The sequence below is a fragment of the Streptomyces sp. NPDC051243 genome (assembly GCF_044455405.1).
Taxonomy (GTDB): domain Bacteria; phylum Actinomycetota; class Actinomycetes; order Streptomycetales; family Streptomycetaceae; genus Streptomyces.
Window position 1 is genome coordinate 86,918 of record NZ_JBITES010000003.1, and the last position, 24,427, is coordinate 111,344.

At 72.1% G+C, this 24,427-nt stretch carries 19 protein-coding genes and 1 tRNA gene; 9 read left to right on the forward strand and 11 right to left on the reverse strand.

The features are described from left to right. Positions 1-286: 286 nt before the first annotated feature. Positions 287-359, reverse strand: a tRNA-Arg gene (locus tag ACIBAG_RS07735). A gap of 320 nt (positions 360-679) precedes the next feature. Here ACIBAG_RS07735 and ACIBAG_RS07740 point away from each other — a divergent pair. The 4 genes from ACIBAG_RS07740 to ACIBAG_RS07755 all read left to right on the forward strand — a co-directional run bounded on the left by ACIBAG_RS07740 (position 680) and on the right by ACIBAG_RS07755 (position 7,214). After that, on the forward strand, positions 680-2,287 hold the full coding sequence (locus tag ACIBAG_RS07740; protein ID WP_399102160.1) for a dynamin family protein: 1,608 nt from the start codon (positions 680-682) through the stop codon (positions 2,285-2,287). 210 nt (positions 2,288-2,497) lie between these two features. After that, the gene (locus tag ACIBAG_RS07745; protein WP_399103259.1) at positions 2,498-4,741 is read left to right on the forward strand and encodes a GTPase; all 2,244 of its coding nucleotides are present in this window, start codon (positions 2,498-2,500) and stop codon (positions 4,739-4,741) included. Positions 4,742-5,070: 329 nt separating this feature from the next. Next, positions 5,071-5,535, forward strand: a complete 465-nt coding sequence (locus ACIBAG_RS07750; RefSeq protein ID WP_399102162.1) for a single-stranded DNA-binding protein — start codon at positions 5,071-5,073, stop codon at positions 5,533-5,535. Positions 5,536-5,795: 260 nt separating this feature from the next. Further along, on the forward strand, positions 5,796-7,214 hold the full coding sequence (locus tag ACIBAG_RS07755) for a Cys-Gln thioester bond-forming surface protein (protein WP_399102164.1): 1,419 nt from the start codon (positions 5,796-5,798) through the stop codon (positions 7,212-7,214). Between the two features lie 201 nt (positions 7,215-7,415). Here ACIBAG_RS07755 and ACIBAG_RS07760 read toward each other — a convergent pair whose 3' ends face one another. Beyond that, complete coding sequence (locus ACIBAG_RS07760) at positions 7,416-7,691, reverse strand: hypothetical protein (RefSeq protein WP_399102166.1); 276 nt, start codon at positions 7,689-7,691, stop codon at positions 7,416-7,418. A 150-nt stretch (positions 7,692-7,841) separates the two neighbouring features. Between ACIBAG_RS07760 and ACIBAG_RS07765 the strand changes: the two genes are divergently transcribed. From ACIBAG_RS07765 to ACIBAG_RS07780, 4 genes are all read left to right on the forward strand, one after another. Next, on the forward strand, positions 7,842-8,138 hold the full coding sequence (locus tag ACIBAG_RS07765; RefSeq protein ID WP_399102168.1) for a hypothetical protein: 297 nt from the start codon (positions 7,842-7,844) through the stop codon (positions 8,136-8,138). A 62-nt stretch (positions 8,139-8,200) separates the two neighbouring features. Then, positions 8,201-9,865, forward strand: coding sequence for an energy-dependent translational throttle protein EttA (gene ettA, locus ACIBAG_RS07770; RefSeq protein WP_399102170.1), 1,665 nt, complete (start codon positions 8,201-8,203; stop codon positions 9,863-9,865). A 6-nt stretch (positions 9,866-9,871) separates the two neighbouring features. Beyond that, the gene (locus ACIBAG_RS07775) at positions 9,872-10,285 is read left to right on the forward strand and encodes an acyl-CoA thioesterase (protein WP_399102172.1); all 414 of its coding nucleotides are present in this window, start codon (positions 9,872-9,874) and stop codon (positions 10,283-10,285) included. Beyond that, the gene (locus ACIBAG_RS07780; RefSeq protein ID WP_399102174.1) at positions 10,282-10,950 is read left to right on the forward strand and encodes a hypothetical protein; all 669 of its coding nucleotides are present in this window, start codon (positions 10,282-10,284) and stop codon (positions 10,948-10,950) included. The genes ACIBAG_RS07775 and ACIBAG_RS07780 overlap by 4 nt, the downstream gene beginning before the upstream one ends. Positions 10,951-11,020: 70 nt before the next feature. Here the strand turns inward: ACIBAG_RS07780 and ACIBAG_RS07785 are convergent, their stop codons facing one another. Together ACIBAG_RS07785 and ACIBAG_RS07790 are read right to left on the reverse strand one after the other, a co-directional pair. Next, positions 11,021-11,098 (reverse strand): hypothetical protein, encoded by a 78-nt coding sequence (locus ACIBAG_RS07785; RefSeq protein ID WP_399103261.1) that lies wholly within the window; start codon positions 11,096-11,098, stop codon positions 11,021-11,023. Positions 11,099-11,182: 84 nt separating this feature from the next. Beyond that, on the reverse strand, positions 11,183-11,587 hold the full coding sequence (locus ACIBAG_RS07790) for a globin (protein WP_399102176.1): 405 nt from the start codon (positions 11,585-11,587) through the stop codon (positions 11,183-11,185). Between the two features lie 150 nt (positions 11,588-11,737). Between ACIBAG_RS07790 and ACIBAG_RS07795 the strand changes: the two genes are divergently transcribed. Next, complete coding sequence (locus ACIBAG_RS07795) at positions 11,738-12,733, forward strand: methyltransferase domain-containing protein (RefSeq protein ID WP_399102178.1); 996 nt, start codon at positions 11,738-11,740, stop codon at positions 12,731-12,733. Positions 12,734-12,875: 142 nt separating this feature from the next. Here the strand turns inward: ACIBAG_RS07795 and ACIBAG_RS07800 are convergent, their stop codons facing one another. The 7 genes from ACIBAG_RS07800 to ACIBAG_RS07830 form a co-directional block, all read right to left on the reverse strand. Then, positions 12,876-14,462, reverse strand: a complete 1,587-nt coding sequence (locus tag ACIBAG_RS07800) for an FHA domain-containing protein (protein ID WP_399102180.1) — start codon at positions 14,460-14,462, stop codon at positions 12,876-12,878. A 103-nt stretch (positions 14,463-14,565) separates the two neighbouring features. Then, positions 14,566-15,912 (reverse strand): VWA domain-containing protein, encoded by a 1,347-nt coding sequence (locus tag ACIBAG_RS07805; RefSeq protein ID WP_399102182.1) that lies wholly within the window; start codon positions 15,910-15,912, stop codon positions 14,566-14,568. 99 nt (positions 15,913-16,011) lie between these two features. Beyond that, positions 16,012-17,544: a protein phosphatase 2C domain-containing protein gene (locus tag ACIBAG_RS07810; protein WP_399102184.1), complete on the reverse strand. Its 1,533-nt coding sequence runs from the start codon at positions 17,542-17,544 to the stop codon at positions 16,012-16,014. A gap of 3 nt (positions 17,545-17,547) precedes the next feature. Next, positions 17,548-20,172, reverse strand: coding sequence for a tetratricopeptide repeat protein (locus ACIBAG_RS07815; protein ID WP_399102186.1), 2,625 nt, complete (start codon positions 20,170-20,172; stop codon positions 17,548-17,550). Positions 20,173-20,203: 31 nt separating this feature from the next. Then, entirely contained in the window at positions 20,204-21,535 is a 1,332-nt protein-coding gene (locus ACIBAG_RS07820; RefSeq protein ID WP_399102188.1) for a hypothetical protein, read from the reverse strand. A 95-nt stretch (positions 21,536-21,630) separates the two neighbouring features. After that, positions 21,631-22,611: a glutamate ABC transporter substrate-binding protein gene (locus tag ACIBAG_RS07825; RefSeq protein WP_399103264.1), complete on the reverse strand. Its 981-nt coding sequence runs from the start codon at positions 22,609-22,611 to the stop codon at positions 21,631-21,633. Positions 22,612-22,736: 125 nt separating this feature from the next. Continuing rightward, a complete protein-coding gene (locus ACIBAG_RS07830) occupies positions 22,737-24,173 on the reverse strand; it encodes a hypothetical protein (RefSeq protein WP_399102190.1) in 1,437 nt (478 codons plus the stop codon). Positions 24,174-24,427 lie beyond the last annotated feature (254 nt).

Sequence of the window (24,427 nt, forward strand, 5' to 3'; positions counted from 1 at the left end):
AGGATGATCTGATATCCAGCGCTCCCTCAACCTGTATGCCGATTTGCCCCCATCTATTCGGTTGTGGCGACGTGGTCGTCCCGCGGCGACTACAGAGAGGCCGCACCGAAACTTCGGGAAGTTTTCGGGAAGAACACCCGCCGAGAGCCGGACGAAATCGTCCCCAGCCGGACACCCGCCGACTCCGCCCGAGGGCCCACCCGTACCCGCGAAGCCGCTCCGTCGAGCCCGCTGAACGGCCTCTGACCAGCAAAAACGCCCTCCCGATGGGAGGGCGGAGCATGTGCGCCCCCGGCAGGACTCGAACCTGCGGCCAAGCGCTTAGAAGGCGCCTGCTCTATCCACTGAGCTACGGGGGCCGGTCGTGGTGGGCTCGGTCCTGGTGCCCGGTGTGGGCTGGTCCGTGACGTTGCCGGGGACAAGGATAGAGGTCCCGCATCCGTGTCCCTGTTGCTTCGCCTCCGTGGCTCGATGTGGAGGTTCGGTGAAGCGGTCCTGATAATCGCAGGCAGGTACGAATCGTGCACCGCTTTTGGCCTCTTGCGCCCCGGGTGTTGTGCACTCGTTATGCCTGGACTGTGCCTGTGTCTCAGTAGTCCCTTCCGCCCCTTCTGTCCCGTCGGCACGCAGACATGCTCATATGCTTCAGAATTCCCCTAAAATTGGGCATTCTTCGCATGTGGTGACCTTGGACGTACGGCCTCAGCTGCTCGACGCAATCTCCGCCCTGCGCGACTGTGTCGCCGCCGCACGCTTCCCGCTGCCCCTGGCGGGGGCCCCACGCGCGCGTGCCAACCGCGACGAACTGCTCGCACAGCTCGACGACTATGTGGTGCCCCGCCTGCGACAGCCCGAAGCGCCCTTGCTGGCCGTGGTGGGCGGATCCACCGGCGCCGGCAAGTCGACGCTCGTCAACTCCCTCGTGGGCAGACGCGTGACCGAGGCGGGCGTACTGCGGCCGACGACCCGGACGCCGGTGCTGGTCTGCCATCCGGAGGATCATCACTGGTTCAGCGGGATGCGCGTACTGCCCGACCTCACGCGCGTGTGGGTCCCCGAGCACGATCCGGCCGAGGAACTGATGCTGCCCGGCGAGGACCCCGCGCGCGTGCTGCGGCTGGAGACCGCCGACACACTGCCCCCCGGGCTCGCCCTCCTCGACGCGCCCGACATCGACTCCCTCCTCGCCGACAACCGCGCCCTCGCCGCCGAACTGATCTGCGCGGCCGACATCTGGGTCATGGTCACGACGGCCGCCCGGTACGCCGATGCCGTCCCGTGGCATCTCCTGCGCACCGCCAAGGAGTACGACGCCACCCTTGTGACCGTCCTGGACCGGGTTCCCCACCAGGTGGTCTCCGAGGTCTCGCGGCAGTACGGGGCGCTGCTCACCAAGGCCGGCCTCGGCGACGTACCCCGCTTCACGGTGCCCGAGCTGCCCGAGTCGGCCTGGGGCGGCGGCCTGCTCCCGGCAACAGCGGTGGCGCAGCTGCGCAACTGGCTCGTCCATCACGCCAACGACCCGGCGGCACGCCAGCACGTGATGGCCCGTACGGCCCAGGGGTTCCTCAACTCCCTCAAAGCCCGCATGCCCGAACTCGCCAGTGCCGCCGCCGCCCAGTACGCCGCCGCGCTGCGGCTCACCGCCGCCGTCGACTCGGCGTACGACAGCGAGTACGCGCGCGTGCGGAGCCGGTTGCAGGCCGGCGCCGTGCTGGCCGGCGACGCCCTGAAGCGCTGGCGCGCCTTTCCGCTCGACTGCTCCGCCGGGGAGCTCCTCGACTCGCTGGTGGAGAGCCTGAGCACCCTCCTGCTGTGCGCGGTCACCGCCGCCGACGAGCGGGTCGACGACGCCTGGCGGCGCGAACCGGCCGCCGCGGCGCCCGAGCTGACGAGCCGTGACCCGTCGCAGACGAGCGTCGAACACCGCATCGGCATGGCCGTACGGCGCTGGCGGCGCGAGCTCGAGGAGTACGCCGAGGACGAGGTGAACGACATCGACCGCGGTGTCGTCCAGGATCCCGAGGTCGTCGCTGCCCTCGTCGCCACCGCCCTGCTCGGCGCCCGCCGGGCGCGGTCCGCGGGGGAGTTGCTGGCCGAACGGATCGGGGCGCACGGGGCGCTGCGGCTGCGCGACCGGTCCGGGCGGCTGCTCAGCGAGCACCTGGACCGGGTCATGCACAACGAACGCGAGCGCCGCCTCGCCCCGCTGGACGCGCTGGAGGTCCATCCGGACCCCCAGGCCGAACTCATCGCCGCGCTGTCCGTACTGCAGAAGGAGAGGTGACCGGTGACTGCCGTCACTGACCAGAACCAAACGGAACAGGACCAGACGGAACACGTCGATCTCCCGGAGGACAGCGCCGCCACGGACCGCGACGACGAGCGCGGGCACGACGCCCCCGAGGAGGCCGCTTCCGAGAACGGCCTTCTCGTGAAGGACGACGGCACAGAGAGTGCTGGCGCTGAGGGCGACCGCGCTGAAGGTGATCGCGTGATGGGTGACCGCGCCGAGGAGAAGTCCGGCGAGGGTGAGGGTTCCGCCGCGGCCGAGGGCCCAGCGGCGGCCGAGAGCTCCGCCGCGGGAGAGGTGGGGGATCCAAGTGAGGGCGAGAGCTCCGCGGCGGCCCCGGAGCCGGAGAGGCGCAAGCTCTGGAGGAAGCGGGGCAAGAGGGAGGAGCAGCCGAGCGGCGGCCACGCGCGCGTGGGGGACGGTGAGATTCACGCGCGTGGGCGCGCGAGATCCGGCGCCTCAGGTGGCTCAGGTGGCTCAGGCGGCTCAGGCGGCACTGAGGCCGGGGGCGCTTCACGTCGTACGGAGTCCTCATCCCGTACGGAGTCCTCATCCCGTACGGACCCCTCATCCCGTACGGACCCCTCATCCCGTAAGGAGCCCTCATCCCGTTTGGAGTCCCCGTCTCGCAAGGACTCCACGTCGCGTAGCGATTCTTCATCCCGTAAGGAGTCGTCCCGCGTGGAAACCCCGTCCCGCCCTGAGCCCTCCTCCCGCGCGGACGCCGCCTCCGGCACGGAGTCTTCGACCCCCTGGGACGACGGACTCATCGCGCGGAGGGTGGATGAGACCGCCTCCGCCAAGCAGCCCGCCGTCGTGGAGACGCGGGCGTCCGGGCGGCAGGTCGTGATGCCGCTCGCCTACGACGGGCCGCTGCGGTCCCGCCTCGACGCGCTGCGCGAGCTCGTCGGGCTCTCGCGCACCCGGCTCGACAGCAAGACGCTCGCCGAGGCGGGACGGGTGCTCGACGAGGCGGCGGCGCGCCGCAGGCTCTCCGGGCAGCACACCGTCGTCGCCATCGCCGGCGCCACGGGCAGCGGCAAATCGCAGCTGTTCAACGCGCTCGCCGGGGTGACCATCTCGGAGACGGGCGTACGGCGGCCGACGACCGCCTCGCCCCTGGTGTGCAGCTGGAGCGACGGCGCGGTCGGCCTCATCGACCGGCTCGGCATCCCGCCGCGGCTGCGGCGGCGTCCGGCGCAGAGCGCTGCCGCGGACGGGCAGCTGCGCGGGCTCGTCCTGGTCGACCTGCCCGACCACGACTCGGCGGCCGTGGCGCACCGCGAACAGGTCGACCGGGTCCTGGGGCTGGTCGACGCGGTCATCTGGGTCGTCGACCCGGAGAAGTACGCCGACGCGGTCCTGCACGAGCGCTATCTGCGGCCCATGGCCGGACACGCCGAGATCATGTTCGTCGTCCTCAACCAGATCGACCGGCTGCCCGGGGAGGCCACCGACCAGGTTCTCGACGACCTGCGCCGGCTGCTCGACGAGGACGGCATCGCGCTGGGCGAGCACGGTGAACCGGGCGCGACGGTGCTCGCGCTGTCCGCGCTCACCGGGGACGGCGTGGGTGATCTGCGGGAGGCGCTCGGCCAGTTCGTGGCGGCGCGCGGGGCCGCGGCGCGCCGGATCTCGGCCGATGTGGAGGCAGCGGGGTGGCGGCTGCGGCCCGTGTACGCCGCACGCCGGCGGACCGGGCTGAGCGAGGAGGCGCGGGACGAGTTCTCCGCCCGGCTAGCGGACGCGATCGGCGCGACCGCCGCGGGCGAGGCCGCCGAGCGGGCATGGCTGCGCAACGCCAACCGCGCGTGCGGGACGCCCTGGCTGCGGCTGTGGCGCTGGTACCAGGACCGGGGCGAGGCGCCGACGGGACGACTCTCCCTGCGCACCCAGACGGACGAGGAGTCCACCGCGCGGCAGCGCGTCGAGCAGGCGGTGCGGACGGTCGCCGACCAGGCGTCGGCCGGGCTGCCCGGGCCCTGGGCGCAGGCGGTGCGCGAGGCGGCCGTACGGGGCGCCCAAGGGCTGCCCGAGGCGCTGGACGAGCTGGCCGCGCGGGCCGGACTGCCGCCGGGGCGCCCGCCGCGGCCGGGCTGGTGGCCGGCGGCCGTCCTGGTGCAGGCGGCCATGACGATCCTTCAGGTCGTCGGCGGGCTGTGGCTGGTGGGGCAGATCGTCGGGGTCATGGCGCCGAACCTGGGCGTGCCGGTGTTGCTGATGGTGGCCGGCATCGTCGGCGGGCCGCTCGTCGAGTGGGGCTGCCGGATCGCGGCACGGGGGCCGGCCCGGCGGTACGGCCTGGAGGCGGAGCGGCGGCTCAGGGAGGCGGCGGCCGGGTGCGGGCGGGCCCGGGTGCTGGATCCGGTGGCGGCCGAGTTGCTGCGCTATCGCGAGGTCCGGGAGCAGTACGGGCGGGTGATGGGGGTTGGTGGACCGGTGAGGTGAGCCGGGGGCCCCGGGCCGTGCCCTTGTGGGGGCGTCCCGGGGTTGCGGCGACCGGGGGCGGCAGCGCCCCTCCCCGGGGCGGCGGCCGGGTGCGGCGGCCATGGTGTCCCCCGTTCGAGTGGCGGAGTTTTCCACAGACGGGCGGTGATCCACAGGGCTCAGCGGGCCCGGCCCGACGGAGGCAGTCTGGCTTCGCGGCGATCGCGACGGTGCGGTCGATCGCGGTGACGGCGGTGAGTACGCCGCCGTCACGTCGGACGCAGCCGTACGGGACGGGCCCGTACGTGTTTCCGCCCGGCGGCAGTGGCCGGGCGAGGGAGGGGTTCGAGATGAACGAGACGACCATCTGCGCGGTGGGCAACGTGGCGACACAGCCGGTGTACCGGGAGCTCGCGACGGGACCGTCCGCCCGCTTTCGGCTCGCGGTGACCGCGCGCTACCTGGACCGTGCGAAGAACGAGTGGACCGACGGGCACACCAACTTCTTCACGGTGTGGGCCAATCGGCAGCTCGCCACGAACGCCGCCGGGTCGCTCAACGTGGGCGATCCCGTCGTGGTCCAGGGCAGGCTGAAGGTGCGGTCGGACGTCCGCGAGGGACAGAGCTGGACCTCGGCCGACATCGACGCGGTGGCGATCGGGCACGACCTCGCCCGCGGCACCTCGGCCTTCCGGCGCACTTCCCGGACGGAGGCGGGCGCCGCCGCGGCACCGGACCGGCCCGAGCCCGACTGGGAGACGGCACCCGCAGCCGTCGACTCCCAACTGGCGCCTGAGCCAGCGGCAGTGACGTGACGTCAGTCACCTTCACGCGCTGACCGAACTGCGGCTTATCGACGAATGCGTGCCGAACCACCCCGGGGGATTTGTCGATAAGCCCTGATCGCAAGGGATCTTGGCGATAACGATTCCGAGTCGGATCGGCCCTCTGCCGGGATCCCAGGGAAGCGTGGTGCGCCGCGTCCCTAGGATGCCGGGCATAGCTCTCGGGGCTTGTGATTCTGCTGGTGGGACCTTCCCCCCACGTCAACGGGTCCTGCTCGAAGGGGAATTCTGTGTTTGCTGCGTTCTCTGCACTGCCGGTGCGGGGGCGAGGGGTGGCCCGCCTCGCCGCCTCGGCCTTGGTGTCCGGGCTCGTCGCCGCCACGGTGGTGGCCGGTGCCGGCCCGGCCGCGGCCGACGAGGCGACGCCGGGCCAGGGCGGGGCGACCGCCACGATAGGTGGCCTCAAGACATACGGCGCGGCGGTCGTGCACGCCGACTCCGGGGACCAGGAGATCTCGGCGGGCCTGTTCGAGATGTCCGTCGACGGCGGCGGCGCCTTGCAGACGTACTGCGTCGACATCCACAACCCCACGCAGCGCGACGCCAGATACCACGAGACCCCCTGGAGCGGCACCTCGCTGGGTGCCAACAAGGACGCCGGGAAGATCCGCTGGATCCTGCAGAACTCCTACCCGCAGGTGAACGACCTCGCGGCGCTCGCGGGCAAGGCGGGCGTCAAGGGCGGCCTCACCGAGCAGGACGCGGCGGCCGGTACCCAGGTGGCCATCTGGCGCTACTCGGACGGGGTGGACGTCGACGCCCTCGACCCGCAGGCCGAGCAGCTCGCGGACTACCTCCACAAGAGCGCGCGGAACATGGCGGAGCCGAGGGCGTCGCTGACGCTCGAACCGCCCGCGGTCTCCGGCCACCCCGGTGAGCGGCTCGGGCCGGTGACGGTGCGCACCGACGCCGAGAGCGTGACGGTGACACCGCCGGCGGACGCGGCCACCAGCGGGGTGCGCATCGTGGGCAAGGACGGCAAGCCCGTCACGTCCGCCGCGGACGGCGGTCAGGTGTTCTTCGAGGTGCCGGAGAAGGCGGCGGACGGCCAGGCCGAGCTGACGGTGCAGGCCTCGACGACCGTGCCGGTGGGGCGGGCCTTCGCCGCCGAGAGCCGCAGCCAGACGCAGATCCTGGCCGGCTCCAGCGAGTCGACCGTCTCGGCGACGGCGAGCGCCACCTGGGCGCAGACCGGTGCGATACCTGCGCTGTCGGCGGTGGAGAACTGCGACAAGGGCGGTGTCGACATCACCGCGGCCAACGAGGGCGACGCGCCGTTCACCTTCGAACTGCTCGGGATCGAGCACACCATCGCGGCGGGTGAGTCGCGGACGGTGACGGTTCCGCTGCAGGAGGACCAGGCGTACGACTTCACGATCCAGGGCCCGGCCGGCTTCGACAAGCGGTTCACGGGCGTGCTGGACTGCATGACGCAGGTGACCGAGGCCGAGGCGGCGGGCCCCGACGTCCAGACCCTCGGCGAGCCCAGCCCCGCCACCGTCGGCACCACGACCGACGACACCAACCTCGCCGCGACCGGCGGATCCGACATGACCCCCCTGATCGCGGGCATCGCCATCGGCCTGGTTCTGATCGGCGGCGCGGCCCTGGTGGTCGTACGGAAGAAGGAAACGGCGTCCCAGGACTGAGTCGGGGTGTTCCCACGCAAGTGAGGGGGCGGTCCGCCACTGACGGACCGCCCCCTGACCTGTTCCAGGTCGGCTCGGCTCACGGGATACCGGTGCACGCCATCGGCGGAACCCAGGGGACCGTCTGCCCACGGTCCGTACTCCACCGGTAGGTCATGCCATGGGGCACCGGTCCGCACTGCCGGCGGACCCCGCCGAGGGTCAGAAGGCGCTGCTGTTGCAGCCCATCTCCGAGCCCAGGTGGGTGGCCTGGCCGCCCGAGTTGCCCTCGCCGTTGAGCGCGTTGCCCAGCACGCCGTTGAGCAGGCCGACCTGGCCGAGGACGTCGAGGTTCAGGTCGTGCGACTTGCAGCTGGAGCTCTGCAGGATCGAGTTGCCGTGACCGTCCATGCCCTGGGCGGTCGCGGTGCCGGCGCCCAGGAGGCCGACGCTGCCGAGCGCGACGACCACGACGGAAACCTTGCGAAGCGTGTGCATGCCATCTCCGGTGAAAGTGAGGTGTGTTCGATCCGTAACGGATCGATTTCGTGCAGTCACGCGTAGTTAATATTAAAAAGTTCTGGAATGTCCGAATGGCGCGCCGAAATTTGCGATCTTCCCCCGAATGTCCGGGGTAGTGTGCTGCCCATGCCGGAAAAACGCGTCTGTCCCCGCTGTGGGCAGGACTGGGTCCACCAGTACCGCTTCAAGGGCGACGGGACGCGCTTCTCGCTGTGCACCGAGTGCGACTCGCTGTGGTGGCCCGGCGAGACGGTGGACATCCCGCAGGCGAAATTCCTCGACGATGTCGTCGCCGCGCGCCTCGGTGTCGGGGACAACCCGTGGTTGGGCCGCGTCTGGGCCGACGTCATCGAGCCGGTGCCCGACCCGACTGAAAGCCCAGGTCGGGGCCCCTCCGCGATACGGGTTTCCCCCCAGGGGTAGCGGTCGGGCAAGATGGGGTGTATCTGCCCACTGCCAGATTTCAAGCTGCCGGACGGTTTCTCTTGGCTGAGTTCATTTACACCATGCGCAAGGCGCGCAAGGCGCACGGCGACAAGGTGATCCTCGACGACGTCACCCTGAACTTCCTCCCCGGAGCGAAGATCGGCGTCGTCGGCCCGAACGGTGCCGGTAAGTCGACCGTTCTGAAGATCATGGCGGGGCTCGAGCAGCCGTCCAACGGTGACGCGTTCCTGTCGCCCGGTTACAGCGTCGGGATCCTGATGCAGGAGCCCAAGCTGAACGAGGAGAAGACCGTCCTGGAGAACGTCCAGGAGGGGGTCGCCGAGGTCAAGGGCAAGCTCGACCGGTTCAACGAGATCGCCGAGCTGATGGCCACCGACTACTCCGACGCGCTCCTCGACGAGATGGGCAAGCTGCAGGAGGACCTCGACCACGCCAACGCGTGGGACCTCGACGCGCAGCTCGAGCAGGCCATGGACGCGCTCGGGTGCCCGCCCGGCGACTGGCCCGTCGTGAACCTCTCCGGTGGTGAGAAGCGCCGCGTCGCGCTGTGCAAGCTGCTGCTGGAAGCCCCTGACCTGCTGCTGCTCGACGAGCCCACCAACCACCTCGACGCCGAGTCCGTGAACTGGCTGGAGCAGCACCTCGCCAAGTACGCGGGGACCGTTGTGGCCATCACCCACGACCGGTACTTCCTCGACAACGTCGCCGAGTGGATTCTCGAGCTCGACCGCGGGCGTGCGTACCCGTACGAGGGCAACTACTCCACCTACCTCGAGACCAAGCAGACCCGTCTCAAGGTCGAGGGCCAGAAGGACGCCAAGCGCGCCAAGCGGCTCAAGGAAGAGCTCGAGTGGGTCCGCTCCAACGCCAAGGGGCGGCAGGCCAAGTCCAAGGCCCGTCTCGCTCGCTACGAGGAGATGGCCGCCGAGGCCGAGAAGATGCGGAAGCTGGACTTCGAGGAGATCCAGATTCCGCCGGGCCCGCGGCTCGGCAACATCGTCGTCGAGGTCAACAACCTCAGCAAGGCCTTCGGCGAGAAGGTCCTGATCGACGACCTCTCCTTCACGCTGCCGCGCAACGGCATCGTCGGTGTCATCGGGCCCAACGGCGCCGGCAAGACCACCCTCTTCAAGATGATCCAGGGCCTCGAGCAGCCCGACTCCGGTGACATCAAGGTCGGCGAGACCGTCAAGATCTCGTACGTCGACCAGAGCCGCGAGAACATCGACCCGAAGAAGACGCTGTGGGCGGTCGTCTCCGACGAGCTCGACTACATCAACGTCGGCCAGGTCGAGATGCCGAGCCGCGCGTACGTCTCCGCCTTCGGCTTCAAGGGCCCCGACCAGCAGAAGCCGGCCGGCGTGCTCTCCGGCGGTGAGCGCAACCGCCTCAACCTGGCGCTCACGCTCAAGCAGGGCGGCAACCTGCTGCTCCTCGACGAGCCGACCAACGACCTCGACGTCGAGACCCTGAGCTCCCTGGAGAACGCGCTGCTCGACTTCCCGGGCTGTGCCGTCGTCGTCTCCCACGACCGGTGGTTCCTGGACCGAGTCGCCACGCACATCCTCGCCTACGAGGGCGAGTCCAAGTGGTTCTGGTTCGAGGGCAACTTCGAGTCGTACGAGAAGAACAAGATCGAGCGTCTCGGCCCGGACGCCGCCCGTCCGCACCGCGCCACCTACAAGAAGCTGACCCGGGGCTGATCGATCTTGCGGCACATCTACCGCTGCCCGCTGCGCTGGGCGGACATGGACGCGTACGGCCACGTCAACAACGTGGTGTTCCTCCGCTACCTGGAGGAAGCCCGTATCGACTTCCTGTTCCGCCCGGAGAAGGACTTCAAGCAGGGGTCCGTGGTGGCGCGCCACGAGATCGACTACAAGCGGCAGCTCGTCCACCGGCACACGCCCGTGGACATCGAGCTGTGGGTCACGCAGATCAGGGCCGCGTCCTTCACCCTCACCTATGAGGTGAAGGACGACGACGTCGTCTACGTCCGTGCGTCGACGGTGATCGTGCCGTTCGACTTCGAGGCGCAGCGGCCGCGCCGGCTCACCGAAGAGGAACGGGAGTTCCTGCGCGAGTACATGGATGACGACGAGGAGGAGGCCGTCGCCGCATGACGGTGCTCCACCTCGCCGACGAGGGGGAGGCGGCGGACCTCGCGGCCTTCCTCTCCCGGCTGCTCCACTACGACCGTGGAGCCGCGGTGCGCCTGCAGGCGGCCGGCACCGCGCTCGCCGTCTTCGGGCGGCCGCCGTCCTTCGAGGTGCTGGCGATCCGCGCGGTACGGCTGGCGAAGCCGTACGAGAACGGGCTCGACGTCACACTGGACGTGACCGTCTCCGCGGGTGAGCTGCTCGAGTCCGTCGACGAGTCGGCGGCCACCGCCGTCGTGCCGGGGGCGGTGACCGGGCCGCCATGGGCCGGGGTGCTCCCGCCGCGTGGCGGATGGCGGCCGGTCCCCGGGCTGCCCGCGCCCGATGCCCTGCGGGCGATGGTCGGTGCGGGCGTCGCCGAATTCCGCTCCCGCACCCAGGAGTTGGTGCCCGAGCGGCGCACCCGGGCCGAGCTGGACCGCATCGGGCGGGAGATCTGGTCCCGGACCGTCGGGGACACCCATCTTCCGGTACGGGCCGTGCACGCCGCCCAGTCGCTCGGGTTCCTGCGCCCCGGCGGGGAGCCGGCGTTGCTCTCGTCCGGTGCCTGGCTACGGCTGCGCACGCCGTACGGGTCGATCGCCGTACGGCGTGCGGGACTCGGCGCCCTGGACATCAGCGTCCGCTGAGAGCCCTGGTCACACCAACGGCCACAGCGCGGCCGTCAGGCCGAAGCCGATCACTCCCACCGTGGTCTCGTCAGGACCGTGGTCTCGTCAGGACCGTCCAGGTACGCAGGCCGCTCGCCACGTCGAGGCCGGCCGGCTTGGCGAACATCCAGTAGCCCACGTCGTTGATGTGCGAGACGGCCAGGCCGCCCGCGTCCCTCGCCGGCGCGACCGGGAGAGCTGGGCAGCAGGCTCAGCCCGCCGTGTTCACCATCGACGCCGCCGCGTACGTCAGGTAGTTCCACAGCGTCCGCTCGTGCTCCTCGGAGAGGCCGAGCTCGTCGACGGCGACTCGCATGTGCTTCAGCCAGGCGTCGTGCGCCGCGCGGTCGACGGTGAAGGGGGCATGGCGCATGCGCAGGCGGGGGTGGCCGCGGTTGTCGCTGTACGTCGTCGGGCCGCCCCAGTACTGGATCAGGAAGAGGGTCAGGCGCTCCTCGGCCGGACCCAGGTCCTCCTCGGGGTACATGGGCCGCAGCAGCGGGTCCTCGGCAACCCCCTCGTAGAAACGGTGGACGAGGCGGCGGAAGGTCTCCTCCCCGCCGACCTGCTCGTAGAAGGTCTGCTCCTGAAGCGTGCCGCGCCGAATCTCATTCACGCTCCCATGCTCTCAGACGCGGCGACCGAGGACTCCAGGCCTAGGACCAGCCGACGGCTGCAGCCGGGGCAACCGCTCCCCCGAGCGACGCGTTCCGGTTCGTCCGGCGGGGCGCTCGCCTCGTACCGCGTGCCGCAGGACAGTGGACGTATGAGCGCGCAGGATCTCGACAGGGACGCCGAGGGGGTCGCCGACCTCGCCGCCTCGGCGCGGGCCGCGCTGGTGCGGGAGATCGACGCGAGCGGGGTGTGGGCCGAGGACCCCGTGTGGCGGGACGCCTTCGCGGCCGTGCCACGGCATCTGTTCGTGCCGTACTACTACGTCGGCGTCGTCGGCGGCTACGAACGGCGCTGGGGTCAGAGTCCCGTCCCGGGCGAGCGCGAGCGCTGGGTGCGCGGGGCGTACGCCGACACCCCGCTGGCCACCCGGCTGCGCGAGGGCGAGCTGGTCTCCTCCAGCAGCCAGCCGTCCCTGATGGCGATGATGCTGGTCGCGCTGGAGGTCGAGGACGGCAACCGGGTCCTGGAGATCGGCGCGGGCACCGGCTACAACGCCGCCCTGCTCGCTCACCGGCTCGGCGACGACGACCTCGTCACCACCGTCGATCTGGAGCCGGAGATCACCGAGTCGGCCCGGCGGCATCTGGCGGCCGCCGGCTACCAGCCCGTCGTCGTCACCGGCGACGGCGCCCGCGGGGTCCCCGAACGCGCCCCCTTCGACCGGATCATCGCGACCTGCACCCTGCCGTCGATCCCCCGCGCCTGGCTGGCCCAGTGCCGCCCCGGCGCCCGGATCCTCACCCCGCTGGCCACCGGCCTGGTCGCCCTGGCCGTACATGACGCCGAGCACGCCGAAGGGCGGTTCCTGCACACGCCCGCCTATTTCGTGCCGCTGCGCGGCGGCATCCGTTCCGAGGCGGGGGCCGCGAACCTGGGCGGGCTGCCGCGCGGGGCCCGCGATCACGAGCTGTTCCGCTTCCTGCTGGCGCTGACCCGCGGCAGCCTCGACCCACAGGAGGCGTACGCGTTGTGGGAGCGGGAGGGGCAGCCGCAGCGGGAGCGGTACGGGATCACGGTGAGCGGCGAGCAGGAGTGGGCATGGCTGGACGACCCCGAGGGGCCGTACGCCTGGGCGCTGCCCGGCTGACGTGCCGGGCGGTGAGCCGAACGCCGGAGGGGCCGATCGAGCGTCGGAAGGCCGGTCGAACGCCGGAGGGGGGCGGTCGTACGGCACTTTTCGCCGTACGACCGCCCCCTCCCGGTCTTCTCGAATCGAGCCGCGCCCGGACCTAGCCGCGCCGGATCGTGATCGTCGTCCACGCCCCGACGTGCACCCGGTCACCGTCCTGCAGCGGCACCGGCACGAACGGCGTGATCGGTTCCTCCGCGCCGTTCACCGTGGTGCCGTTCGTCGAGTTCTGGTCGACGACCGCCCAGGTGCCGTCCGGCTGCTGGACCAGGACCGCGTGCTGGTGCGAGACGCCCGGGTCCTCCGGCGGCACCGACAGGTCGATGTCGGGGGTGTCGCCGGTGGAATGGCGGCGGCGGCCGATGGTGACCTGGTTGCCGGTGAGCGTGCGCTGCTGCTCGGGCGAGTACGCGGGCAGGTTGAGGCCCGCGGCCTCGGGGCCGGAGCGCTGCATCATCGCCATGAAGTAGTCGCGGTCCGGGCCGATGGTCGCCGACCAGGTCGCCGGCTGCTGCGGGTAGGCGGGGCCGGGTGGCGGCGGGGCCTGGGCCGGGCCGGGCTGCGGGTAGCCGTAGCCGCCCTGGGCCGGAGCGCCGGGGGCACCCGGGCCGCCGGGACCGCCGTGGCCACCGGGGCCCGGCGGGGAGATTACCCAGTCGTCGTTGCCGCCACCGAAGGACGGACCGCCCTGCTGCGGACGGTGCGGGTCCTGACCGAACCCGGGCTGGGCCGGCGGGGCGGCGGGACCTGCCGGTCCGGCCGGCTGGAACGCCTGCGGGGCACCGCTGGTCGCGCCGGGACCGCCGGGCGGGGTCGGACCGGGCGGCGGCGGAACCGGCCGCGACGGGTCGCCGCCGAAGCCGGAGGGGGCGTTGACACCGGGACCGCCGGGGCCACCGGGACCTCCCGGGCCGCCAGGAACACCCGGGCCGCCGGGGCCGCCGAAACCACCAGGACCGCCCGGGCCGGTCGGTCCACCGGGGTTGGTGTTGCCCGGACCACCGGGGCCCGGCCCCGGACCACCCGGACCCGGACCGCCGGGACCGGGACCGAAGCCGCCAGGGCCGCCAGGCCCACCGGGACCGCCAGGCCCGCCGAAGCCCGCACCAGGACCACCCGGGCCGCCGGGACCAGGGCCACCAGGACCGGGACCGCCAGGCCCACCCGGGCCTCCGGGGCCACCGGGCCCACCCGGACCAGGCGGTTCCGCGCCGAACGGCGGGATCGGTTCCGCCGGGCGGTTCACCTGGGACGGGCGCGAGCCCTGGTACTCGTACGAGTCACCGCCGCCGAACGACGGCGGGGGACCGGACTGCTGCTGGAAGTGGGAGGGCACGCCGCCGCCGGGCGCCGGCGGGCGCGGGGCGGCGGGGGTGTACGACGTCGCCGTGTTGGTCAGGAAGTTCCACCGGCACTCCTCGCAGAACGGCGCACCGCCCTCACGCGGCGTACGGCACTGCGGGCACAGCTCGGGCTCCGGTACGGCGGACATGTGGGGACGACCGCCCGGCTGACCGGCGTTCGGGCCACCGGACGGACCTCCGAGACCGCCGGGCGGTGGGAAGCCGTAGCCGCCGCCGGGCGGGGGCGGCGGAGGGGGTGGAGGTACGGCACCGGCCATGCGGTGACCGCAGACCTCGCACCAGTCGTCGGAACCCGACTGGTGTCCGTTCGGGCAGGTCGGCATGTCGGCGCTTCCCCCTCTCCTTTCCGGCCGTCCTCGACCGGATTTCTCCAACCCCAAGGGGTCAGGCTCGATGCTTTCACGGTCCTGCTAGGGCAGTACTGGGTCACTTCTTTACACGAACAGTGTTTGTCGACCGTGTCTCGAGAGTCATCTCGTCGGCCTCCGCGACCTTCGCCTTCAGTCGCACAGTACCCGTCGTGGCATCGACCACGTCCACCACCTTCGCAAGGAGTTTCGCGGTGTCCGCGTTTCCGGAGGCGCTGGCGAGCTGAACGGCGCGGCCCAGTTTCGCCGTTGCTCCATCGATATCGCCCGCTTTGCGAAGATCGAGCCCTTGTTGGATGGCTTCCGCCAGTTCCGCCTGGCCGGTGTAGTGGGCGACCTGTGGGTTGATCGACGTCGAGGCGGCCATGTCGTCGGTCCATACGGCCCGTACGAGACCCTGGGCGCCTAAGTTCCGTGCGGTGCCGTCGGGTTGCGGGACGACCAGGGAGACCCGGGCCGCGAGCATCTCCCGGCCGAGCTCCGCGACGGGGACCTCGACGCAAACGTGGTAGTCACGGGACTCGTCGCCCCAGGAACCGGTGGGGTAGTCCCCGGCGCGCGGGCCGGCCTCCGTGCGCCGGTCGGTCAACTCCTCGACCGTCGGCGCGACTTGCTTGACGAACTTGATGGTCGTGTCCACCGGCGTCCACACCCGCAGGGCGACGTCCGCGACCTCCTTGCCCATCGCCGTCTCCATCATCCGCGTGAAGTCGGCGGCGAGACCGGCCGGGTCCGCGACGATGTCCGCGCTGCCGAGCAGAGCGGAGGCGATACCTGTGACTTCTTTCACTTCCCAGTCGGTGCCCACGCCACGGGCGTCACAGGTGAAGCGTCCGGCGCAGGCGTCGAGCGCGGCCTTCAGGTCCTCGGGCGACTCGTGCTCGTTGCGGCCGTCGGTGAGCAGGATGCCGTGCCGGATGGCGACGTCGTCCGAGGACAGCAGGCGGTCGGCGAGGCGCAGCCAGGTGCCGATGGCCGTGCCGCCGCCCGCGCTGAGCCTGCGCAGCGCCTGCCTGGCCTGGTCGCGGGTGGTCGCGTCGGCGACCGCGAGGCGGCCGCCCCCCGGATACACCTCCTTGGCCACGTGCGTGCCGCCGATCACCGCGAAGTGCACGCCGTCGCGCAGGGTGTCGATCGCGGCGGCGGTGGCGTCGCGGGCGTTGCGCATCTTGGTCGGCGGGTAGTCCATCGAGCCCGAGCAGTCGACCATGATCGCCACGGCCGCGGACGGGCCCTGCCCCGGCGCGTAGAGGTGGGGCGCCGCGACCGCGCTTCCGATGGTGCCCCCGCCCGTCGCGGTCACCGTGACGATCGCGTTGACCTCGCGACCGCCCTCCGGCAGGTACTCGTTCTGGTACACGTCCACCGAGAACTGCGGCACGTTCGACTTCGAGAAATTGGCCATGCGTTCTCAAATCCCCCTAAAGAACCCCATGGCGGTGCCATGGCTGTCGACGGACCGGTCCCCTCCGGTCCGTATGGAGACCCGCCCCGCGGTGCGGCCTCAGGCCGATCCTGCCCCCATCGGCGGCGCGGGGAACGGCAGGACGGCCACTGTTACGTTGTCGTGGCCCCCGCCGTCGAGCGCGTGACCGACCAGGACCTGGGCGCTGTGCAGGGGGCGCGCGGCGGCGTCGAGGGGCACGACGTCGGCCATGTCCTCGGCCGCCTCCGCGTAGTTCCACAGCCCGTCCGTGCACACCACCACCACACCCGGGCGGTCCGGCTTGAAGGAAGCCGTGTGCGGCTCCAGTTCGTAGGCGTCCGCGCCGAGCCAGCCCGTGATGGCGTGGGCGCGCTCGTCGGCGTACGCCTCGGCCTCGTTCATCAGGCCCGCGGCGACCATCTGCGCGGCCCAGGAGTCGTCCTCGGTGAGCCGGGCCGGGGGAGTGCCGCGGTCCGCCGGGACCCAGTAGGCGCGGCTGTCGCCGACCCAGCCGACGATCAGCAGCTCGGGCGTCACCACCGAGCCGACGATCGTGCAGGCGGGGGCGTTCTGGTGCGGGGCGTGCTCGCGGGCCGTGGCCGGTTCGCCCGCGAGCGCGTTGACCGCGTTCGCGGCGGCGACGATCGCCTCGTGCATCGCCTGCTGCGGGTGGGTGCCGCGCGGCAGAGCGGTCAGCAGCGACTCGCTCGCGGCCCGGGAGGCGGCCATCGAGGCGGCGTCGGGGCGGGTCGCCGAGGACACGCCGTCGCACACGATCGCCAGGACCGCGGGCCGGCCATCGGGCAGCGCGGTGCAGCCGACGGCGAACGCGTCCTCGTTGCGGTGGTGGCGCAGGCCGCGGTCGCTGACGGCGGCGACCGGGCCGGCGTCCTGCTCCATGTGGTCGCGTTCGCGCGGCTGGGCGTGCCCGCAGTTCTCGCAGTACCCATCGTGGTCGACCCGGCCCGCGCGGCAGGCCACGCACACCTTGGTGCCCTCGCGCGGGGTCGGCAGGTCGGGGGTGACGCGGGGGTCGGGTGCCTGCAACGGGTACTCCTCGGGCTCCGACGGACGGTCGAAGCGGACGCCGGACGCCGGGGAGACGGGGGAGCCGGTCGGGACGGGTGGCGTGGGCGGAGCGGTGGGCGCGGGCTGCGGGTGCGCGTCGTCCGGCACGCCGGCGGCGCCCGGGGCCTGGTAGGCGAAGCCGGGCGGGGTGTGGTGGCCGGGAGCCGGGGAGGCCGGGGCGACGGGCGTCGCGTGGGGGCCGCTCGGCGCCGGGTGGGTCGACGGGGCAGGCGGCGGTGACAGCGGGGGCGGGGGTGTGCCCGGGGGCAGTTCGTGGCCGCCGGAGTCCCTGCCGTGAAGGTCCGCCGGCCGATGCGTGGCCGCCGGGGCGGCGGTGCCGTCCGGCGCTGCGGCGACGGGCCAGCCCGTGCCCGGCGCGCCGGCAGGGGGCGCCGTCGAGCCGTTCATGGCGATGGTCGGGTTGTCGTCCGGCCGTACGGGCACGGCGGACAGGTCGTATCCGCACGCACCGCAGAAACGGTCACCCGACTCGAGCGGCCATTCGCAGCTCGGGCAGGCGGACAACTGGGGCATCTGCGACATCAACTACACCCACGTCCGGGGGCGGTAACGGTTGGCACGTTCCACCAGGTCGATCCTCTCCTCGCCGCCCCGTGCGAGCCGGGCCAGCGTGCGGTACGAACGCTCCAGGCCGAAACGCAGTCCCCGCTCGTCCAGGCCGCTGCCGAGCAGCGTCCGTCCTCCGGCGGCGGGTGGGGCGGAACCCTGGCCACCGGAGAGTATCCAGTCCAGCGCGCAACCGAGGACTTCCGCCGACAACTGCTCCCGGCGCGCCGGATCCAGACCGTACGCGTCCAGCGCCTCGACCTGGCCCGCGGCGGCGGTCAGGTCCTCCAGGAACGGTACGTCGGCGGCGACCGCCGTGCGGCCGCGCAGCCGCGCGCGGACGGCCGCCACGCGTGCGGCCGTGTAGTGAATGGAGCTTTCCGGAACCGACTCCAGAGTCCGTACGGCGTCGCGCCGGTCCCCGCTCGCGAGCTGGACGCGGGCCAGACCGAACGCGGCGCTCACATAGCTCGGGTCGGTCGCCCACACCAGCCGGTAGTACTCGGCGGCGTTGTCCAGCTGGCCAAGCACCTCCGCACACATGCCGAGGGCCAGCTTCGGGGCCGGCTCGCCGGGGAAGGCGTCGTAGATCGCGTCGAAGGCGAGCGCGGCGCCCTCGTGGTCGCCGGTGACGAGCGCGGCAACACCCCGGTACCAGACGACCCGCCAGTCGTCGGGCCGCTCGTCCTCCAGCTTCAGCAGCGTCTCGTGCGCGGTGCCCGTGTCGCCGTTCTCCAGCCAGGCGCGCACCTGCCGCAGCCGCGTCTCGGTCGACGGCGCCGACGCGGCGGCGAGCGCGCCGAGCAGCTCGGCCGGGGCTGTGGTCATCAGGCCCGCGAGGAAACCGGCGTTGGGGTCGGCGGGGTCCACATGCGGGACGGGGAGCGCGAGGGCGGCGGCCGGGGTGTTGACGGCCTTGACGAGCCTCGTGGCGGCTGTCAGGGCGTTCGCGACTCCCCCGTCCGGCCGCTCGGCACGCCCGGTGCCGACGGCGGGCCGACCGGCGGAAGAGGCGGGCGCGGCGAAGGCGCTGGGCGCGGCGGGAGTCGGCGGAGCGGCCGCCGAACCGGACGCCGCCGACGTCTTCCTGTTCCGTACCACTCGCGCCCCCAGCCGCGAGACGTCCCCGTCCAGCTTGGGGAACAACTCCGTGTCCGTGACCCGTACCTCCGGCCCGAACAGCGTCGACAGCGACGGCCGCGCCCGCCCCGTCTGCAAGGAAACGACCTCGCGCAGCACACCCGTCAGCTGCTCCGCCATCTCCTGGGCGGAGGCGAAGCGGCGGGCCGGGTCGGGGTCGGTGGCGCGGACCAGGAGCCGGTAGAAGGACTCGTACTGGCGGAAGACCTCGATGTTGTCGGGGTCGGGCAGGGAGTCGACGTAGACGTTCGTGTAGCCCTGGAAGTCGAAGGTCAGGACGGCGAGCGTACGGGCGACCGTGTAGAGGTCGGACGCCACCGACGGGCCCACGTCCGCGACCTCCGGCGCCTGGTAGCCCACCGTGCCGTAGATGGCCGACTCGTCGTCGTCCATCCTGCGCACCGCGCCCATGTCGATCAGCTTGAGCTGGTCCTCGGTCTGGATGGCGTTGTCGACCTTGAAGTCGCAGTAGAGCAGGTTCCGGCTGTGCAGATGGCCGAGGGCCTCCAGCGCCTCGATGCCGTACGCGCACGCCTGCTCGACGGGGAGCGGGTCACGCCTGCCCTCCGGAGTGCGGCGGCCGTTGGCGATCTCCTTGAGCGACTTGCCGCCGACGTACTCCATGACGATGTAGCCGTCGAGGGAGCCGGTGCGCTTGTCGAGATGCTCGACGAAGTTGTAGATCCGCACGATGTTGGCGTGCTCGATCTCCGCGAGGAAGCGCCGCTCGGAGATCGCCGCCGCCATCGCGTCCTGGTCGCCGGTGTCCAGCAGGCCCTTGAGCACCACCCAGCGGTCGGAGACCGCGCGGTCCACGGCGAGGTAGATCCAGCCCAGGCCGCCGTGCGCGAGGCAGCCCACCACCTCGTACTGGCCGTGCACGATGTCCCCGGCCTTCAGCTTCGGGATGAAGGAGTACGGGTGACCGCACTTCGTGCAGAAGCCCTCCGTACGGCCGGGGCGGTCGCCGCGGGCCCGGCCGACCGGGGCGCCGCAGTCCGAGCGGGAGCAGAACCGCTTGCGCTCGGGCACCTCCGGGTTCTCCAGCACCATCGCGCGCGGGTCGGGGCGCGGGACGTCCGGCACCTGGACCAGGCCCGCGCCGAGCCTGCCGCGCCCGCTGGAGCCGGCGCCCGAGCCGGAGCTGCGCACCGACACCGACCGGCCGGTGGTACGGCCCGACAGCGAGCGGGACAGCCGCCCCGACACCGAGCGCCGGGACTTCGACGACTGGGACGACGTACGGGAGCTGCCGCGGCTGGTGGAGCGGGCGCTGCCGCTGCCCGCCGAGCCGCGCGAGCCCTTGCCGCCGCCCGTCACCCCGGTGGGCGGCGAGCCCACCATGCCGGTCGCCGAGACGACCGGGGCGAGGCCACAGGTGTCGCAGTACAGCTCGCCACCGCCCATGTCCTCGTACGTACCGCCGCAGTCCGGCCGCTGGCAGGACTGCTGTGCCTGCGTCATGACGACGACTCCCCCCTGTTCCCCCTGCCCCTCATGATCCCGGCCCCCGGTGGTCCTCGGGCCCGCGCGGCCCCGGCACGCGCGGGCCGCCGAGCAGTTCCGCGGCCGCCTGCTGGTAGCGCAGGACGGCCTGCTCGGCGACGCGCAGGTCGCAGGGCGCGCTCCACAGCATGCGGCGGGCCGCGTCGTAGCGCTCGATGAGGAACGGGTCCTCCGCGAGGCCGTGCCGGGCCACCTTCGCCTTGTACGCGTCGAGGCGGCCGCGCAGCTCGGCGCGGACCGCCAGGGGCGCGGTGACCGCGGTCAACGACTCGCGGGCGCGCAGCAGTTCGTCCTCCGCCTTCTGCTCCAGGGACTCCAGGAGCGGGGACAGACGGTGCCACTGGGCCTGTCTGCGGTACTCGGCGGCCGTCGCCAGCTGCTCCTGCAGCGCGGTCGGCGGGCCGCTGACGACCGGCACCTCGGTGGCGGCGATCTTCGCCAGCACCTCGCCGCGCGCGGTGCGGGCCTCGGCGAGCGTGCGGTCCGCGCGGGACAGCACGTCACGCAGCTTGACCAGCCGCTGCTCGGCATCCTGACGTACCGTCAGAACCGCGTCGATCTCCCGGCGTACGTCCTCCAGGGCGCGCGCCTCGCGGTCGTAGACCGTGGTGTCCGGCCGGCCGCCGCCGGGCGCCGAACTCCCTTGCGCGGGGAGCCAGTACGCGAGCGGGTCGGAGACCACCTGCGCGCGCAGGTTGGTGAGCGTGCGCGTGATGCGCTCCAGGTCGTCGCCCGCCGGGTGCTCGCCGGGGCGTACGCCGACGGAGTGCGCGAGCCTTCGCGTGCGCTGGAGTTCGGCGGCCAGTAAATCGATACGGGCGGGCAGCGCCGACCAGACCGCGTCGGCGGCGACGACCATGTCCAGCGAGGTCGCGTACAGCTCGTTCATCCGGTCCACGAGCGTGGTCAGGGTGAACTGTTCGCTGAGCTTGCCCGAACCGCCGTGCAGGGTGGGGGCGTTGGCGGTCGCCGCCGTCGATCCCGCCACCGTCACGGACTCGCCGCGCAGCAGCTCCGTCAGCTCGACCAGGTCCTCGCGGCTGGACCAGCGGCGCCGGGCCCTGATCTCGCGGGCGGAGCGCAACGCGTCCGTGTACGCGTCGAAGTACGCCCACAGCAGCGTGATCGACGCCTCCGCGGTCGTCCAGCGCTCCTTGGTGACGCCCGTGAGCTCGGCGCCCTCGAGAAGCCTGCGGCCCGCGTGGTCCTGCAGGGCGAGGAGCGAGGTCTCGATCGCCTCGTGCTCCGCGCCGAGCCGCGCCAGCGCACGGTCCACCTCGTCCCGGTCCATCACCGGCCCGGCGGGGTCCGTGACGCCCATCGATCACCTCTCGCTGCGTTGTGTTCCGTCGTCTGCTGTCGGGTGCTGCCGTCTGCTGCCGCGTTCCGTTGTGACGTCCCTCAGTCGATGGTCGGTCACTTGTACCGGGCTTCGGGAGGAGTCGCCGACGCCGACTTCTTGTCGCCCTGGTCCATGGTGGGGTGCAGCCACTTCTCGTACGACGCCTCCCAGCCGCCGTCCTTGACGTAGTTCTCCAGGGTCCGGTTGACCTGGCGTACCAGATCGTCGGAGCCCAGTTTCATCGCCACGCCGTAGTACTCGTCCGTGAACAGGCCGCCCTTCAGTTCGACCGTGGGGTCCTGCGCGGCCTGACTCGCGGCGAGCGCGCCGTCGGTGACGACCGCGTCGACCTCGCCGAGCTGCAACTTCACCAGGCAGTCGAGCTGGTTGGGGACGGTGGTCCTGATGTCGGTGGAGTCCGGCAGGTCGCCGTTCTTCCTGCCCTCTTCGAGGTTGTCGTACGCGGTGGACCCCTGCGCCGAGCACACCTTCTTCCGGGCCAGGGTCTTGTCGAACCCGGTGATCGTCGAGGTCTTGGGCGCCAGGACCTGCTGGCCGGTCACGAAGTACGGTGCCGAGAAGGCGACTTGCCCGATGCGGTCGCAGTTGATCGTCATGGTGCGGACCACCATGTCGACCTCGCCCTTCTTGATCGCCTCGATCCGGCGGCTGGTCGGGATCGCCTTGAACCGCACCGCGTCGCGGTCGCCGAGGATGTCCTCGGCGATCCGGTGGACCAGGTCGATGTCGAAGCCCTCCAGCTCCCCGGCCGGGTTGTTGGGGTCGAGGTAGCCCCAGCGGTAGCTGTTGGTGTCGACCCCGACGATCAGGCGCCGGTCCTTGCGGGCCTTGATCGCGTCCAGCGTGGGCGCCTTGCCGTCGCCGCCGGACGGCGACAGGCTCTGGTCCTGCGGGTTCTCGCAGTCGTCGGCCTTCACCTGGGTGGTGCGGGTGACGCCCTGGCCGCCGGTCGCCGTGCCGGCGTCGTCGGCCTGCGGCTGGCTCAGGGGCAGCAGCAGGGCGAAGGTCACCGCAAGGGCGCACAGGAGGGCCATCGCGCCCACGCCGCCCCAGCCGCGCAAGCTGGTGCGCAGACGCCGCCAGGCGTCGGCCGCGGTCCGCGGGTGGACCGGGGCGTCCGCGTTCGTCGTCGTGTCGCGTTCGTTCATCGTGCCCCCTCTCACCGGTACTCCGACAGTCGGCGGCCGATGCCGAGGACCGCGCCGGTCGCGCCCAGGACCGCGAGGACCGCGGCGCCGGTCGGGAGGCCGGTCAGCGAGTCACGGCCGTCGCTCGCGGCCAGCTTGAACTCGTTCTGCTCGTGGGTGAGCGCCGTCGCCAGGGCCTTGTCGACGTTGTCGAAGCACACGCTCGTCGGCTCCTTCGCGGCGCCGATGACCCGGTCGCGGGCGGCCTGGTAGTTGCCCGAGTTGTTGTCGTCGCGGGCGAGGTTGTGGCGGTCCTTCCAGACCTTCATGAAGCCGTTCGCCTCCTGAACGGGCTTCTGCCCCGCCGAGTCGTCGGCGAGGCCCTCCGCTCGGGCGAGAGCCTTGCCGAGCTGGGCGATCTGCTGGTCGTAGCCCCAGTCGTAGGAGTCCACGACCGTGCCGTCGTCGAGCGTCTTCGAGTCCGCGCCCCTGCGGACCAGCGTCATGTTCTCGTCGCTGCGCGCGGTCAGGGAGGCGATGCGGGCCTCGTGCAGGACGTCCAGGGAGCGGACGCCGTGGTCGTAGGAGTCGTTCAGGTCCGCGCGTGCCACCGTGTGGCTCACGGCGAGCCACAGCAGCACCACGGTGGAGGCGGCTGTGGCGGTGACGAGGCCGTGGTTGAGGACCCTGTTCGTGCGCTCGTAGTTGCGGCGCTGGGCCCAGGCGAGGGCGGCCAGGGCGAGCAGGCCCAGACCGGCCGACGCCCAGGGGAAGGACTTCGCGTCGGCGTAGTCGGAGCGCAGGCGCTGGTTCTCCGTCTGGTAGAGCTTCTCGGCCGACGGCAGCATCTTCTGCTGCATCATCTCGTTCGCCGCGCGCAGGTACGCCCCGCCCACCGGGTAGCCCTGGCGGTTGTTGGCCCTGGCGGTCTCGACCAGGCCCTTGTACTCCGGCAGGAGCCTGCTCAGTTCGGCGATCGTGTTCGCCGACGGGGAGCCCGGTTCGGAGTTGGCGGCGGCCTTGACGAGTTTCTCGGCGGCCGTGCGGATGTCCTTCTCGTAGCCCTCGCGCATGGCGGGCTTCTCCTGCAGGCCCGCCAGGTAGCCGCTGGCGGCCGCGGTGTTGGCGTCCGCCAGGGAGCGGTAGATGTCGGCCGCGTCGGAGCTGAGGGGCTGGCTGCGGTTGAGGACGTCGTCGGCCGCGGCGGCCCGTTCCGTCATCTGCCAGGCGGCCACGGCGCCGAAGGCGACGACGAAGAGGGCCAGCAGGGCGCCGATGATCCTCAGGCGGCCGGGTTCGGTGGTGGCGGCGGCGCGGAGTTGGTCGAAGCCCTCGGCGAAGGCCGTACGGCGGGGCTGGGCGGGGGCGGCGGCGCGGGTGGGCTGCGGGGGTACGGACGGCATGGTGGGCGCGCCGGGGGCCGGGCTGTGTCCCGGTGGTGGTGCGCTGCTCGTCGGCGTCTGTGTCACTGTTGACCTCCCCCGTGGTCATCCCGTCGCCGCAAGTATCGCTGGCGGGACTGACATCCGCACCGGCCTTCACTGGATCTTGATCCGATCGCAGCGGAGTGCCTGCCGGCGGCTTGGCGGATCCCCCCCCGCACCACCCCTGCCCATGTACACGCGGTGGGAATCAGTTCGGTTCCCCCCCCTGGGGGCCTGCGGCCCCCAGACCCCCGCTTCGGCCCTGAACGAGCCTCGTCCTCAAACGCCGGACGGGCTGA

Coding starts and splice junctions, on each gene's coding strand:
- ACIBAG_RS07745 (WP_399103259.1), top strand. CDS start 2,498: ATGGGTGACCGCGCCGAGGAGAAGTCCGGCGAGGGTGAGGGTTCCGCC.
- ACIBAG_RS07750 (WP_399102162.1), top strand. CDS start 5,071: ATGAACGAGACGACCATCTGCGCGGTGGGCAACGTGGCGACACAGCCG.
- ACIBAG_RS07760 (WP_399102166.1), bottom strand. CDS start 7,691: ATGCACACGCTTCGCAAGGTTTCCGTCGTGGTCGTCGCGCTCGGCAGC.
- ACIBAG_RS07765 (WP_399102168.1), top strand. CDS start 7,842: ATGCCGGAAAAACGCGTCTGTCCCCGCTGTGGGCAGGACTGGGTCCAC.
- ACIBAG_RS07780 (WP_399102174.1), top strand. CDS start 10,282: ATGACGGTGCTCCACCTCGCCGACGAGGGGGAGGCGGCGGACCTCGCG.
- ACIBAG_RS07785 (WP_399103261.1), bottom strand. CDS start 11,098: ATGTTCGCCAAGCCGGCCGGCCTCGACGTGGCGAGCGGCCTGCGTACC.
- ACIBAG_RS07795 (WP_399102178.1), top strand. CDS start 11,738: ATGAGCGCGCAGGATCTCGACAGGGACGCCGAGGGGGTCGCCGACCTC.
- ACIBAG_RS07800 (WP_399102180.1), bottom strand. CDS start 14,462: ATGCCGACCTGCCCGAACGGACACCAGTCGGGTTCCGACGACTGGTGC.
- ACIBAG_RS07805 (WP_399102182.1), bottom strand. CDS start 15,912: ATGGCCAATTTCTCGAAGTCGAACGTGCCGCAGTTCTCGGTGGACGTG.
- ACIBAG_RS07810 (WP_399102184.1), bottom strand. CDS start 17,544: ATGTCGCAGATGCCCCAGTTGTCCGCCTGCCCGAGCTGCGAATGGCCG.
- ACIBAG_RS07815 (WP_399102186.1), bottom strand. CDS start 20,172: ATGACGCAGGCACAGCAGTCCTGCCAGCGGCCGGACTGCGGCGGTACG.
- ACIBAG_RS07820 (WP_399102188.1), bottom strand. CDS start 21,535: ATGGGCGTCACGGACCCCGCCGGGCCGGTGATGGACCGGGACGAGGTG.
- ACIBAG_RS07825 (WP_399103264.1), bottom strand. CDS start 22,611: ATGGCCCTCCTGTGCGCCCTTGCGGTGACCTTCGCCCTGCTGCTGCCC.